The following is a 13194-nucleotide window of genomic DNA, read 5'->3' on the forward strand; positions in this document are numbered from 1 at the left end:
CGGTGGCTGCCGAGGCCGCGCTACTGTCGCGACATGCCTTCGGCCGCCACCGCTTCTTCGACGCTCGCTCCGAGCGTCATCGCTGTGCGCCGACGCCGCGGCCGCCGACTGTAGGCGACCCCGCCCTCCTGCCTGTGCACGCACGGCGGTCGAGTGCCGGTGTCGCCGCCTCCGGCCCCGTCCCCGGTCCCGATTTCCTCGAGGGCCCGACCGTTAAGGTAGAAGCATGACGTATTCCGTCGCCGTCTCCGGCGCATCCGGCTACGCAGGCGGCGAGATCCTCCGCCTCCTGGCTGATCATCCCGACATGGAGATCCGCACCGTCACGGCGCACTCGAACGCCGGGCAGTTGCTGGTGGATCACCAACCGCATCTGCGTTCGCTGTCTCACCTCACCCTGCAGGACACCACGCCCGAGATCCTCTCCGGCCACGACATCGTGTTCCTCGCACTCCCGCACGGGCAGTCGGGGCAGTACACCGATGCGCTGGGCGACGCACCGCTCGTGATCGATGCCGGGGCCGACCACCGTCTCACCTCGGCCGCGGCGTGGGAGGCGTTCTACGGTGGCGCCTTCCACGAGCCGTGGGCGTACGGGGTTCCCGAGCTCCTGGTCGACGGGGTCAAGCAGCGCGAGCACCTCCGCGGCGCGACGCGCATCGCGGCCCCCGGCTGCAACGCCTCGACCGTGAGCCTCAGCCTCGCGCCGGGCGTCGCCGCCGGCGTGATCGACCCCTCGGACATCGTCTCGGTGCTGGCGGTCGGTCCGTCCGGCGCGGGGAAGAGCCTCAAGACGAACCTCCTCGGCAGCGAGATCCTCGGCACCGCGAACCCGTACGCGGTCGGGGGAACCCACCGGCACATCCCGGAGATCCGTCAGGCGCTCGCCGCGGCATCGGGTATCGACGCCGACGGCATCCGTATCTCCTTCACTCCGGTGCTGGTGCCCATGTCGCGCGGAATCCTCGCCACGTCGACCGCACGGATCGCCGACGGCGTGACCGATGCGCAGATCCGCGACGCTTGGCAGAGCGCCTACGGCGACGAGACCTTCGTGCAACTGCTCCCGGAGGGACGCTTCCCGCGCACGGCCGACGTGCTCGGCGCCAACACCGCGCTGATCGGGCTCGCTATCGATCGCGCCGCGAACCGGGTGACCGTGGTCACCGCGGTCGACAACCTCGTCAAGGGCACCGCGGGAGCAGCCATCCAATCCATGAACATCGCGCTGGGGCTTCCCGAGGCCCGCGCCCTCTCAGTGAACGGAGTCGCGCCGTGAGCGTCACCGCCCCCGCAGGTTTCGAGGCGGCCGGTGTGGCCGCAGGACTCAAGTCCACCGGCAAGCCCGATGTCGCCGTCGTCGTCAACCGCGGACCGCGCAAGGTCGGCGCCGCCGTCTTCACGAGCAACCGCGCCAAGGCCAACCCGATCATCTGGTCGCAGCAGGCCGTCGCCGACCGGGTGGTCGAGGCCGTCGTGCTCAACTCCGGCGGGGCGAACTGCTTCACCGGCGCTTTCGGATTCCAGACGACGCATCAGACGGCCGAGAAGGCGGCCGAGCTCCTCGGCGTCAGCGCCGGCGACGTGCTGATCTGCTCCACCGGTCTCATCGGCACAGGAGACGAGACGTTCCGCGCGTGTGTGCTCGCCGGCACGGAGCAGGCGATCGCCGAGCTCAGCGCTGATGGCGGCGAGAGCGCGGCGCACGCCATCATGACCACCGACACCGTTGCGAAGACCGCCGTGGTCAGCCGCGACGGCTGGACGATCGGTGGGATGGCGAAGGGAGCAGGAATGCTCGCGCCGGGTCTCGCCACGATGCTGGTCGTGATCACCACCGACGCCGTCCTCGAGCCGCTCCAGGCCGATGAGGTGCTGCGCCGCGCGACGGGGCAGACCTTCGATCGGCTCGACTCCGACGGCTGCATGTCGACGAACGATCAGGTCACCTTCCTCGCCAACGGCGCCTCCGAGGTCGTGCCCGACCTCGACGACTTCGCCACCGCGCTCATCGAGCTGTGCCAGGAGCTCGCGGTCAAGCTGCAGGGCGATGCCGAGGGTGCGAGTCACGACATCACGATCGAGGTGCAGCACGCGGTGTCCGAGCAGGACGCCGTCGAGGTCGGCCGGTCGGTCGCCCGCAACAACCTCTTCAAGGCGGCCATCTTCGGCAACGACCCGAACTGGGGGCGAGTGCTCGCCGCTATCGGGACCACGAGCGCGCAGTTCGACCCGTACGACGTCGACGTCTGGATGAACGGGGTCCGGGTCTGCACCGGCGGGGGCCCCGACCGGCCCCGAGAAGAGGTCGACCTCACGCCGCGCGCCACGCACCTCGTCATCGACCTCAAGGTCGGAGAGGCGACGGCCACCGTGCTGACCAACGACCTCACCCACGACTACGTGCACGAGAACAGCGCCTACGCCTCATGACCGACATCCAGGACACCCCGGCCGAAGTCGCCGCGCAGAAGGCCACCACGCTCATCGAGTCGCTGCCGTGGCTGAAGAAGTTCCGCGACCAGATCGTCGTCATCAAGTACGGCGGGAACGCGATGGTGTCGGAGGAGTTGCAGGACGCCTTCGCGCAGGACATCGCCTACCTCCGCTACGTCGGGGTGCTGCCGGTCGTCGTGCACGGCGGCGGGCCGCAGATCTCGAACATGCTGCAGCGCCTCGAGATCCCCAGTGAGTTCAAGGGCGGTTACCGCGTCACCAACACCGAGGCGATCAGCGTCGTGCGCATGGTGCTCACCGGTCAGGTGAACCCTCAGCTCGTGTCGAAGATCAATTCGCACGGTCCGATCGCGACCGGTCTCAGCGGGGAGGACGCCGGCCTCTTCGGCGGGCGTCGTCGCGGCGTCGTGATCGACGGCGAAGAGGTCGACCTCGGTCGCGTCGGCGATGTCGTCGAAGTCGATCCGACCCCCGTGCTCGATCATCTCTCCGCCGGGCGCATCCCGGTGGTGTCGAGCATCGCACCGGACCTCGACCACCCCGGTCAGTCGCTCAACGTCAACGCGGATGCGGCGGCCGCGGCTCTGGCGGTGTCGTTGCGTGCGCGCAAGCTCGTGGTCCTCACGGATGTGCCCGGGCTCTACGCCGACTGGCCCAACCGCGACTCGCTCGTCTCGCACCTGACGTCGGATGACCTGATCCAGATGCTGCCGAAGCTCGAGTCGGGGATGATCCCGAAGATGCGTGCGTGCCTCGACGCGGTCGAGGGCGGCGTCGACGCGGCCGCGATCATCGACGGTCGGGTGCCGCATTCGGTGCTCGTCGAACTGTTCACCAGCAAGGGAATCGGGACCGAAGTGGTCCTGGGAAAGTCGGAGGTGACGGGATGACCGTCTGGCAGGACGATGCGGCACGTGATCTCGTGCTCAATGCGGGGGAGCGGCTCGCGCTGCTGGTCCGCGGTGAGGGCTCGTACCTGTGGGACGCCGAAGGCCGACGCCACCTCGACTTCCTCGCCGGTATCGCAGTGACCTCCCTCGGGCACGCGCACCCGGCTTTCGTGGACGCGGTCTCGACGCAGGCGGCCACGCTCGCCCACGTGTCGAACTACTTCGCGACGCCGCCCCAGCTCGCCCTCGCCGCGCGGCTCAAGCGCCTCGCGGGCGCCGGCATCGACGGGCGCGTGTTCTTCTCGAACTCCGGCGCCGAGGCCAACGAGGCCGCGTTCAAGCTCGCCCGCCTGCACGGCGGCACCGAACGGCCGCGCATCCTCGCGCTCGAGAACGGCTTCCACGGCCGCACCATGGGTTCGCTCGCGCTCACCGCGAAGGAGTCGATGCGTGCGCCGTTCGAGCCGATGCCCGCAGGCGTCGAGCACATCCCGGCCACGATCGAGGCCCTGGAGGCGGCGATGGACGAGCGCGTCGCCGCCATCATCGTCGAGCCGATCCAGGGCGAAGCCGGAGTCGTCGAGCTGCCGGACGGCTACCTCGCCGCCGCCCGCTCGCTGACCCTCGCGCACGGTGCTCTCCTGATCGTCGACGAGATCCAGACCGGTGCCGGTCGGACCGGCGAGTGGTTCGGATTCAGCCATGAGGGCATCACGCCCGACGCGATCACGCTCGCGAAAGGCATCGGCGGCGGCTTCCCGATCGGCGCCCTCGTCACGTACGGCCGTGCCAGCTCGCTCTTCACTCCGGGGTCACATGGCTCGACGTTCGGCGGCAACCCGCTCGCGACCGCTGTCGCTGATGCGGTGCTCGCCGAGATCGAAAGCGCCGGCCTGGTCGAGAACGCGGCCCGCCGCGGAGCGCAGCTGCGCGAGATCCTGCTCGCCATCGACTCGCCGCTGATCGAGGGTGTGCGCGGACGTGGTCTGCTCGTGGGCGTCGCGCTCACCGCGCCCGTCGCCGGTCACGTGGTCGCGGCCGCGCAGGAGCGCGGTCTCATCGTGAACGCCGCCAACCCCGAGACCGTGCGCATCGCGCCGGCGCTCACCATCGGCGACACCGAACTCGCCGAGTTCCGTGAGCTGTTCACGGCGGCCCTCGCCGACGTCCAGGCCTCTGTTGCCGGAAAGGTATCCGCATGACCCGCCACCTGTTGCGTGACGACGACCTGACGCCCGCCGAGCAGGCGGAGATCCTCGATCTCGCCATCGAGCTGAAGAAGGACCGCTGGGCCGACAAGAGCCTGGCCGGCCCGCAGACGGTCGCCGTCATCTTCGACAAGTCCTCCACACGCACCCGGGTCTCGTTCGCGGTGGGTATCGCCGACCTCGGTGGCTCTCCGTTGATCATCTCGACCGCGAGCAGCCAGCTCGGCGGCAAGGAGACGCCTTCTGACACCGCGCGCGTCCTCGAGCGCCAGGTAGCGGCCATCGTGTGGCGCACGTACGCGCAGTCCGGGCTCGAAGAGATGGCCGCGGGCACCCGCGTGCCGGTCATCAACGCGCTGTCCGACGACTTCCACCCGTGCCAGCTGCTCGCCGATCTGCTCACGATCCGCGAGCACAAGGGCGAGCTCAAGGGGCTCACGCTCACCTTCCTCGGCGACGGCGAGAGCAACATGGCGCACTCCTACGCACTCGCGGGCGTCACCGCCGGCATGCACGTGCGCATCGCCTCGCCGGAGGACTACGCGCCGCGCGCCGATGTCATCGAGGCCGCCGATCGCCGTGCTTCTGAGACCGGCGGTTCGATCACCCTCTACACCGATCCGGTCGAGGCCGCTGCCGGTGCCGACGTCGTGGTGACCGACACGTGGGTCTCGATGGGCAAGGAGGAGGAGAAGCTCGCACGCATCCGCGACCTCGGCGGCTACAAGGTCACGCCCGAGACGATGACCCTCGCCGACCCCGAGGCGATCTTCATCCACTGTCTCCCCGCCGACCGCGGCTATGAGGTCGACTCCAGCGTGATCGACGGTCCGCAGAGCGTGGTGTGGGACGAGGCCGAGAACCGTCTGCATGCACAGAAGGCCCTCCTGGTCTGGCTCCTCGGCAAGAAGGACGCGTGATGGGCGAATCGACGCACGAAGGCACCAACGAGGGTGCGCTCTGGGGTGCCCGTTTCGCCACCGGCCCGTCACCGGAGCTGGTGGAGCTGAGCCGTTCGACGCACTTCGACTGGATCCTCGCTCCCTACGACATCGCCGGCTCGCATGCGCATGCGACCGCGTTGGCCGCGGCAGGGTATCTCGAGCCCGACGAGGCGCAGCGGATGCACGAGGGACTGGATGCCGTGGCCCGCAAGGTCGCCGACGGCACCCTGCGCCCGGTGCCGACCGATGAGGACGTGCACGGCGCGCTCGAGCAGGCACTGATCGCCGAGCTCGGGCCGGAGCTGGGCGGGCGCCTGCGCGCAGGTCGCAGCCGCAACGACCAGATCGCCACGCTCGTGCGCATGTACCTGATCGATCATGCACGGGTGATCGCCCGTGACATCCTGCGCGTGATCGACGCGCTGGTGGCCCAGGCCGAGGCGCATCCCGCCGCGATCCTCCCCGGGCGCACGCACCTGCAGCATGCACAGCCGGTGCTGCTCGCTCATCACCTGCAGGCTCACGGCTGGCCCTTGGTGCGCGAACTCGAACGACTCGTGGACTGGCGGCGTCGCGCCGGCGTCTCGCCGTACGGCGGGGGAGCGCTGGCCGGTTCCACTCTCGGGCTGGATCCTGCACTCGTGGCGACGGAGCTGGGCCTGGACCGCCCGGCCGAGAACTCGCTCGACGGCACCGCGGCCCGCGACGTGGTGGCGGAGTTCGCGTTCATCACGGCGATGACCGGTGTCGACATCTCGCGCCTTTCCGAGGAGATCATCCTCTGGAACACTCGCGAGTTCGGCTTCGTCACGCTCGACGACGGCTACTCGACGGGGTCGAGCATCATGCCGCAGAAGAAGAATCCCGACATCGCCGAGCTCGCCCGCGGCAAGTCCGGTCGCCTCATCGGCAACCTCTCCGGTCTGCTGGCCACGCTCAAGGGCCTTCCGCTCGCGTACAACCGCGATCTGCAGGAGGACAAGGAGCCGGTCTTCGACTCGGTCCAGACGCTCGAGGTGGTGCTCCCGGCGTTCGCGGGCATGATCGCGACGCTGCGCTTCGACACCGAGCGGATGGCGGCGCTGGCTCCGCAGGGCTTCTCGCTCGCGACGGATGTGGCGGAGTGGCTCGTGAAGCGCCGGGTGCCCTTCCGCGATGCGCATGAGATCTCGGGTGCGCTCGTGCGCGCCTGTGAGGAGCAGGGGATCGGCCTGGAGGACGCCTCCGACGAGCTGCTGCTGTCGGTGTCGCCGCATCTCGTTCCCGAGGTGCGCGAAGTCCTCACGATCGAGGGGTCGGTCGCATCTCGGACCGGCGCCGGGGGGACCGCACCGGCCCGGGTCGCGGAGCAGCGCGCCGAGTTGGTCTCGCGCGCGCAGGCCGCCGCCCACGCCCTCGGTCTCTAGTCGAAGGCGTCGGCGGCCGGTCCGCGGCGGTTCAGTGCAGCTCGGCGTCGGCCGCCGACCGCTCCCAGCGGGTGAAGCGGACGGTGAGTCCGGCACGGGTCGGCGCTGCGAGGAAGGGGCCGGCTGCGGCTGCGGACTGCCCGTCGAACGGCGCGACCCGCACCAGGCGCCATGGTCCGTCGTCGGCGCGGGCACGCACGATCACGGAGTCCGCCCAGCGGCTGACACGCACCGTGATCTCGCTCTCGAGCCATTCGTCGACGTGGCCGACCGACCAGTCGGAGCTCCCCGCGGTGACCACGGCGCCGAGCCCGAGGTGATCGTCGGCGTATTCCAGGCCGGTCTTGACCCAGTGCTCGTCGTCGATGCGCACGAACACGCCCGCCTGGTCGAACTGCCCGTCCCACGGGGCTCGGAAAGCGACCTCCATGGCCTCGCCCACCGCGAGCGGGGCGAGGAGAGCGTGCTCGTTATCGTGCACGAAGCCGTAGGCGGTGTGCCGCCAGGCATCGCTGCCTTCCACGGCGGTGATGTCGAGCGGAGCCGAACCGTCGGGGAGAGCGGACGGGGAGGCGGGGGCGTTGGTCCAGGTTCCCTGAGACCAGGGGATGATGTGCGATTCAGGCATGTTCTCAAGATATAGCCCAATAACGCATAAGTCGAGAATTATTCGTGTTATGGTTATGCCATGGTCATCGCGGTACTCGCCGACATCGTGGGCTCTCGCCGGCTCGACGATCGCACCGCCGCGCAACGCATCCTCGACGACACCATAGCCGCGGTGGAGGTCGACCTCCCGCTGGCGACGCAGCCGCTCACGCCCACCGTAGGAGACGAGCAGCAGGGTGTCTACCGCGATCTGAGCGACGCGCTGGTGTCGCTGCTGATGATCCAGCTGCGATTGCCCGACGGCATCGCCTTCCGCTTCGGGATCGGCGTGGGGGAGGTGCGTCCGGTCGAGTCCGTTCATCGCGAGCTCGCCGACGGACCGGGCTGGTATGCGGCCAGGGCGGCGATCGAGACGGTGCACGCCCGTGAGGGTCGCGCCGTGCCGCGCACGAGATCCTGGATTGTCGGAGCCCCCGGGCAGGATGAGGTCATGGAGAGCATGATCGCCGCATCGAACGCCTACCTCCTCGTCCGTGACGAGCTGGTCGGCGCGATGAGCGAGAGGGAACGGCGACTCACCTACGGCCGTCTGCTCGGTCGGTCGCAGCAGGAGCTCGCGAACGAAGAGGGAATCACGCAGCCCAGTGTCTCGAAGTCGCTGCGCACCGCGGGTACGGCCGCGCTCATCGAGGGAGTCTGCGCGCTCAGGGGGGAGCGCGCATGATCGTCGCCGGATTCATCCTGCTGGCAGTCGGCGCCGCCGACCTGGTGCGTCAGTTCGCACCGCGCCGCTGGGTCGGGTATCTCTCCGTGGCCGTCATCCTGCTCCTGCTCGGCAGCGTCAGCGACGCGCTCCTTCCCATGGCGCTCGCGATCGTGGTCGGCGCCCTCTGGGTATGGTGCATGCCCACCGAACGTCCCGCCCCGCTGGGTTTCTGGCCCGCTGTGCTGCTCGCCGTCGTGAGCGTCGGCGCCGTCGTCGGGCTCGGTGCCCGCGCAGACGCCGGTCTGATCGGCGCGATCTGGCAACTCCGCTCGCCGTTCGGAGAGGTCACCTTCGACCTTGCGCTGCTGGCATTCGGGGCCGGGGTCTTCCTCCTCGAGTCTTCGAATCTCGTTGTGCGTGCGGCGCTCGACGGAGAGCACACCTGGCTTCCGGCCGACCCGGCTGCGAGGGCGTCGACGCGGGCGGTCGCGGTCGCCGAGGTCCCAGTGGCCGCTGAGGAAGTCGATGGGGTCTCCGACGTCGCCGCTGAGGAAGATGCGGTTGCGGCGTCGATGACCGCGCCTGCGACCGAGCCCCGCGATCCGCGCGGCGGATTCAAGGGGGGACGACTGATCGGACCGCTCGAGCGCATCCTCGTCCTGATCCTCACGCTCGCTGCGGCGTATCCGATCCTGGCGGCGATGCTCGCAGCGAAGGGCATCGTCCGATTCCCCGAGATCTCGCGCGACGGCGAGACCGGCGCTCGCGCCGAGTACTTCCTCGTCGGCAGCCTGGTGAGCTGGGTGATCGCGCTCGGCGCGGCCTTCCTCGTGTGGTGGGCCGCGCACAGCTGAGTCGCACGGCGCTGATAGCCTGGAACGCGTGTCAACTCCCGCTCTGACGACCGCACCCCAGGCGATCGATCCCACGTTCGAGAACGTGTGGGACGAACTCGTGTGGCGTGGCCTGGTCCATGTGTCCACCGACCAGGAGGCGCTGCGCGCCCTGCTCGCGGGAGACCCCATCACGTACTACTGCGGGTTCGATCCGACGGCGGCGAGCCTGCACCTGGGCAACCTCGTGCAGCTGCTGACCCTGCGTCGCATCCAGCTCGCCGGCCACAAGCCACTCGGCCTCGTCGGCGGCTCGACCGGACTCATCGGAGACCCGCGCCCCACGGCCGAGCGCACGCTGAACACCCGGGAGACGGTCGAGGACTGGGTCGGTCGCCTGCGCACGCAGGTCGAGCGCTACCTCAGCTTCGAGGGAGACAACGCCGCCCGCATCGTGAACAACCTCGACTGGACGGCGCCCCTGAGCGCGATCGACTTCCTGCGCGAGATCGGCAAGTACTTCCGCGTCGGCACGATGCTCAAGAAGGATGCGGTCGCCGCGCGACTGAACTCCGACGAGGGCATCAGTTACACCGAGTTCAGCTACCAGATCCTGCAGGGCATGGACTTCCTCGAACTGTACCGGCAGTACGACTGCGTGCTGCAGACGGGCGGCTCGGACCAGTGGGGAAATCTCACCAGTGGCACCGACCTCATCCGTCGTGCCGAGGGAGCGTCGGTGCATGCCATCGGCACGCCACTCATCACGAACAGCGACGGCACGAAGTTCGGCAAGAGCGAGGGCAATGCCATCTGGCTCGATGCCGACATGTGCAGCCCCTACCGGATGTACCAGTTCTGGCTGAGCACGACCGACGCCGACGTCATCGACCGGCTGAAGGTCTTCACCTTCCTCAGCAGGGCCGAGATCGACGAGTACGCCGAGCTCGTGGCGACCGAGCCATTCCGCCGAGCCGCGCAGAAGCGGCTGGCGCTCGAAGTGGTCGCGACCGTGCACGGTGTTCAGGCGACGGAAGCCGTGATCGCGGCGTCCGAGGCGCTCTTCGGCCAGGGCGACCTGACCGCTCTCGATGCCGACACGCTCCGCACCGCGCTGGAAGAGCTTCCGAACGCGACGGTAGCCGTCGGCGCGCCGGTGGTCGAGGTCCTGGTCTCGACCGGCCTCGTCGCGAGCCTGTCCGAGGCGAGGCGCGCTATCACACAGGGCGGCGTCACCCTCGACGGCGAACGGGTCGAAGACGAGACGGTCACGGTGCAGGGATCCCTTCCCGGAGGAGTCTCGGTGCTCCGCCGCGGCAAGAAGACCCTCGCCGGCGTCTTCCTCGGCTGAGTCCCCGGCTGACAGCAGAGCTCTTCGGGTAGCAGGGTCGGATGCCGTTCACCGCCAGCCATGCACTGGTCGCGTTGCCGTTCATCCGCACGCCGCTCGTGCCGGCGGCGATCGCGATCGGTGCGATGACGCCCGACCTGCCGCTGTTCCTGCGGGGCGTCGGACTGAACTACTCCGTCACACACACGTTCGGCAACGTCCTGTGGACCGCACTGCTCGCGTTCGCCCTGTTCCTGATCTGGCGGGTCGTGCTGCGCCCGGCCGTTCCCGAACTGGGCCCGCTGTGGTTGGCGCGGCGTCTGCCCGAGGACTGGACCGACCGCGGCGCCACTGCTGCAGGGGCGGCGGTCGGTGTGGGTCGCAAGCGCACGTATCCGTTCCTTCTCGCGGCGTCGTTCGTGATCGGGGTGCTCTCGCACATCGTGTGGGACCTCTTCACGCACGAGGGGCGATGGGGTGTCGGCCTGCTCCCCGTACTCGATGAGATGTGGGGTCCGCTCCCCGGGTTCAAGTGGCTTCAGCACGGGTCGAGTCTGGTCGGCCTCGCGATCATCGCTATCTGGGCACTGCTGTGGCTTCGTCGGCAGAGCCCGCGCCGCGCCGTCGCACAGTCGGTACCGACGTGGCTGCGCGTGGCGTGGTGGGTCTCACTCCCCGTGATCCTGCTCGGCGCATGGGTCGGCGGCCTCGTCGTCTTCGGCCCGCTCGATGCGGAGTTCACGGTTCAGCACCTCGCGTACGGTGTTCTCCCTCCGGCGTGTGCGCTCTGGGGCGCGATCACGTTCGTCCTCTGCGCCGTGCTGTCGGTCCGCGGACGCCGTCACCAGGCAGGTTGATCCGCACCCCACGCGCGCGGCGGACGGAACTCGAGACCCGCCAGGGCGGGTCGCGCCGTCACGAGGTCGCTTCCGTCGACATCGAACCGTGCGATGTGAGGCCCGACGTCGAGATCGACTTCGGCCGCGGGTTCTCGACGGCGGGGCATCCCGAGCAGCTCCGCGGCGACGCGACGGAGTGAGGTGCGCACGATCCACGACCGCTCCTGCTGAGGGCGACGCCTGAGCAGCGTGGTCACGGCAGCGGCCAGGAGATACCCGGCGCTGTGATCGAGGGCCTGGGCCGGGAGCGCTCCCGGGCGTCCGCTCCCTGCGGACTCGATCAGCGAGATGCCGGATTCAGCCTGAACGAGACTGTCGAAGCCGGCGCGGTCTGGATTCTCCGTACCCCAGGCGCTGAGCTGTGCGACGATCAGTCCCGGATGACGGCGCGCGAGCAGTTCCGGATGCAGCCCGAGCCTGTCGAGAGCGGCTGGACGGTATCCGAGCACGATCGCGTCCGCGTCGGCGAGCAACTCGTCCAGCGGGGTGCGGTGTGCATCGAGCAGGGCAGATCGCTTGCCGTGACCGGTGTCGAGATGCTGCCACTCCGGCTCGGGCAGATCCGGAGGGTCGAGGCGCAGGACGTCGGCGCCGAGCAGGGCGAGAGTCCGTGTGCAGACCGGGCCTGCGATGACTCGCGTGAGATCGAGCACGCGCATCCCGCGCAGAGGGAGGGAACCGGGTGACGACGTCGTGTTCCGCGCTCGACGGGTGCGCGAGTCGGATGCCTCGCCCATCCCGCTGATCTCGACGAGCGGCCGCTCGCGCAGCGACCGATCGACGGCGGGGTTCGCGATGGCGACCGGAACCGCCAGCCCGCCGGCCGATGTGATCGCGTCGACGGCTGCCGCGGTCGTTCGTGCCGCGAGTGCTGCACCGACTGCCGCAGGACCAGCGTCCCCCCGCAGGTGCAGCCCCGCACGCAGGCCGTCGGCATGATGCGGGTAGTTCCCATGCGTCCGGACCCAGCCGTCGGCGGTTTCCCAGAACGCCGAATACGGGGACCAGACCGAGGGCGCGGCGCCATCGATCATGAGCACGCGGTCGCTCCGGTAGGCGACGGCGATCCGCGCTGGATCCAGCGTGTCTGGCGACCGACCAGCCGCGAGCATCGCCGCGCTGACGCTCGCCCAGGCGAGCTCGGCCGTGGCCAGGCGTGAGGGAAGGGGGACGACGGAGGGCGGAGGGGCGACGCTCTCACCGCCGGCGATTCCGAGTTCGAGCCGCACGCGATCGAGCAACGCGACACCGGCGTCGGGGTGTCCCGCAGCGTCGCCATGCGGGGGAGCGGAGCGGCGGGGATCCGCGGATGCAGGCATGGCGCGATCGTACTCTCCAGGTCCATGCGGAGCGGAAACCAGCCCTGACCCGGCGGAAACGCGAGGGAGGGCACGAGCGACACGCCCGGGCGGTGTGGCTCGATTTGCCAGAACCCTGAGATCCACGTAACTTATTACTTGTTCGCCCCACAGGGAAGCGGAGGAGCCGAGAGCTTCACCCCCCTCAAGCGGAGAACCACTCCCGATCCACTCTCACTTGAGAGATCAGGCGCTTGCGTCTAGGATAGGGAATCCACCTCTTCTGCGGCTGTCATCAGCTGCGCTGCGGATCCTCGATCTGCACGGCGCGCCGATTTGACAAGCGGGACAGGGTGGGTAAGATAGAGAAGTTGCCCTTCGGGCCTGGCTGTGATGGCTGCGTCGTGGGAGCATCCGATCCTTGAGAACTCAACAGCGTGCACTTGTCAAATGCCAAATTATCCTCGTCTAGCTTCGGCTGGGTGAGAATTCCTTTGGATCAAAGACCAACCTCCTTGTGGGGTTGGCAATGGATGAAGTCAGCAATGAATTTGTCTCTTTGGTCAGCATCAAACTCGCTGCGTTCACCGTTTTCCCGGTGTTCGTATGCATTT

General features: G+C 68.9%; 12 protein-coding genes. 10 read left to right on the top strand and 2 right to left on the bottom strand.

Annotation, left to right across the window (positions count from 1 at the left end; all coding sequences use genetic code 11):
• The first annotated feature begins 226 nt into the window (after nt 1-226).
• From argC to argH, 6 genes are read left to right on the top strand one after another with little or no spacing between them, the layout of a single operon-like run.
• Nucleotides 227-1279, top strand: a complete 1053-nt coding sequence (gene argC / locus ACIQLD_RS18100) for an N-acetyl-gamma-glutamyl-phosphate reductase (protein WP_402610245.1) — start codon at nt 227-229, stop codon at nt 1277-1279.
• Nucleotides 1276-2433 (top strand): bifunctional glutamate N-acetyltransferase/amino-acid acetyltransferase ArgJ, encoded by a 1158-nt coding sequence (gene argJ / locus ACIQLD_RS18105; RefSeq protein WP_402610247.1) that lies wholly within the window; start codon nt 1276-1278, stop codon nt 2431-2433. Before argC ends, argJ begins: the two co-directional genes overlap by 4 nt.
• Entirely contained in the window at nt 2430-3347 is a 918-nt protein-coding gene (gene argB, locus ACIQLD_RS18110) for an acetylglutamate kinase (RefSeq protein WP_402610249.1), read from the top strand. The genes argJ and argB overlap by 4 nt, the downstream gene beginning before the upstream one ends.
• Complete coding sequence (locus ACIQLD_RS18115) at nt 3344-4549, top strand: acetylornithine transaminase (protein WP_402610251.1); 1206 nt, start codon at nt 3344-3346, stop codon at nt 4547-4549. Before argB ends, ACIQLD_RS18115 begins: the two co-directional genes overlap by 4 nt.
• A complete protein-coding gene (gene argF, locus ACIQLD_RS18120; protein WP_402610253.1) occupies nt 4546-5475 on the top strand; it encodes an ornithine carbamoyltransferase in 930 nt (309 codons plus the stop codon). Before ACIQLD_RS18115 ends, argF begins: the two co-directional genes overlap by 4 nt.
• Nucleotides 5475-6905 (top strand): argininosuccinate lyase, encoded by a 1431-nt coding sequence (argH, locus tag ACIQLD_RS18125; protein WP_402610255.1) that lies wholly within the window; start codon nt 5475-5477, stop codon nt 6903-6905. Before argF ends, argH begins: the two co-directional genes overlap by 1 nt.
• Before the next feature lie 31 nt (nt 6906-6936).
• On the opposite strand, the gene ACIQLD_RS18130 is transcribed toward argH, so the two are convergent.
• Nucleotides 6937-7533 (bottom strand): DUF1349 domain-containing protein, encoded by a 597-nt coding sequence (locus ACIQLD_RS18130; protein ID WP_402610257.1) that lies wholly within the window; start codon nt 7531-7533, stop codon nt 6937-6939.
• 60 nt (nt 7534-7593) lie between these two features.
• On the opposite strand from ACIQLD_RS18130, the gene ACIQLD_RS18135 reads away from it, so the two are divergent.
• Genes ACIQLD_RS18135 through ACIQLD_RS18150 form a run of 4 tightly spaced genes read left to right on the top strand, consistent with a single transcriptional unit; the run spans nt 7594 to nt 11240 of the window.
• Nucleotides 7594-8238: a SatD family protein gene (locus ACIQLD_RS18135; protein ID WP_402610259.1), complete on the top strand. Its 645-nt coding sequence runs from the start codon at nt 7594-7596 to the stop codon at nt 8236-8238.
• Entirely contained in the window at nt 8235-9074 is an 840-nt protein-coding gene (locus tag ACIQLD_RS18140) for a hypothetical protein (protein WP_402610261.1), read from the top strand. The genes ACIQLD_RS18135 and ACIQLD_RS18140 overlap by 4 nt, the downstream gene beginning before the upstream one ends.
• A gap of 28 nt (nt 9075-9102) precedes the next feature.
• Entirely contained in the window at nt 9103-10404 is a 1302-nt protein-coding gene (gene tyrS, locus ACIQLD_RS18145; protein ID WP_402610263.1) for a tyrosine--tRNA ligase, read from the top strand.
• Nucleotides 10405-10445: 41 nt separating this feature from the next.
• Nucleotides 10446-11240: a DUF4184 family protein gene (locus ACIQLD_RS18150; protein WP_402610265.1), complete on the top strand. Its 795-nt coding sequence runs from the start codon at nt 10446-10448 to the stop codon at nt 11238-11240.
• On the opposite strand, the gene ACIQLD_RS18155 is transcribed toward ACIQLD_RS18150, so the two are convergent.
• A complete protein-coding gene (locus tag ACIQLD_RS18155; RefSeq protein WP_402610267.1) occupies nt 11225-12601 on the bottom strand; it encodes a CoA transferase in 1377 nt (458 codons plus the stop codon). The two genes, ACIQLD_RS18150 and ACIQLD_RS18155, sit on opposite strands and share 16 nt — an antisense overlap.
• Nucleotides 12602-13194: the final 593 nt, after the last annotated feature.

Source organism: Microbacterium sp. NPDC091662, from assembly GCF_044756705.1.
Lineage (GTDB): Bacteria > Actinomycetota > Actinomycetes > Actinomycetales > Microbacteriaceae > Microbacterium.

Excerpts from the sequence above, each read along its gene's own strand:
- argC (WP_402610245.1), top strand. The coding sequence starts at position 227 with ATGACGTATTCCGTCGCCGTCTCCGGCGCATCCGGCTACGCAGGCGGC.
- argB (WP_402610249.1), top strand. The coding sequence starts at position 2,430 with ATGACCGACATCCAGGACACCCCGGCCGAAGTCGCCGCGCAGAAGGCC.
- ACIQLD_RS18115 (WP_402610251.1), top strand. The coding sequence starts at position 3,344 with ATGACCGTCTGGCAGGACGATGCGGCACGTGATCTCGTGCTCAATGCG.
- argF (WP_402610253.1), top strand. The coding sequence starts at position 4,546 with ATGACCCGCCACCTGTTGCGTGACGACGACCTGACGCCCGCCGAGCAG.
- argH (WP_402610255.1), top strand. The coding sequence starts at position 5,475 with ATGGGCGAATCGACGCACGAAGGCACCAACGAGGGTGCGCTCTGGGGT.
- ACIQLD_RS18130 (WP_402610257.1), bottom strand. The coding sequence starts at position 7,533 with ATGCCTGAATCGCACATCATCCCCTGGTCTCAGGGAACCTGGACCAAC.
- ACIQLD_RS18135 (WP_402610259.1), top strand. The coding sequence starts at position 7,594 with ATGGTCATCGCGGTACTCGCCGACATCGTGGGCTCTCGCCGGCTCGAC.
- ACIQLD_RS18140 (WP_402610261.1), top strand. The coding sequence starts at position 8,235 with ATGATCGTCGCCGGATTCATCCTGCTGGCAGTCGGCGCCGCCGACCTG.
- ACIQLD_RS18150 (WP_402610265.1), top strand. The coding sequence starts at position 10,446 with ATGCCGTTCACCGCCAGCCATGCACTGGTCGCGTTGCCGTTCATCCGC.
- ACIQLD_RS18155 (WP_402610267.1), bottom strand. The coding sequence starts at position 12,601 with ATGCCTGCATCCGCGGATCCCCGCCGCTCCGCTCCCCCGCATGGCGAC.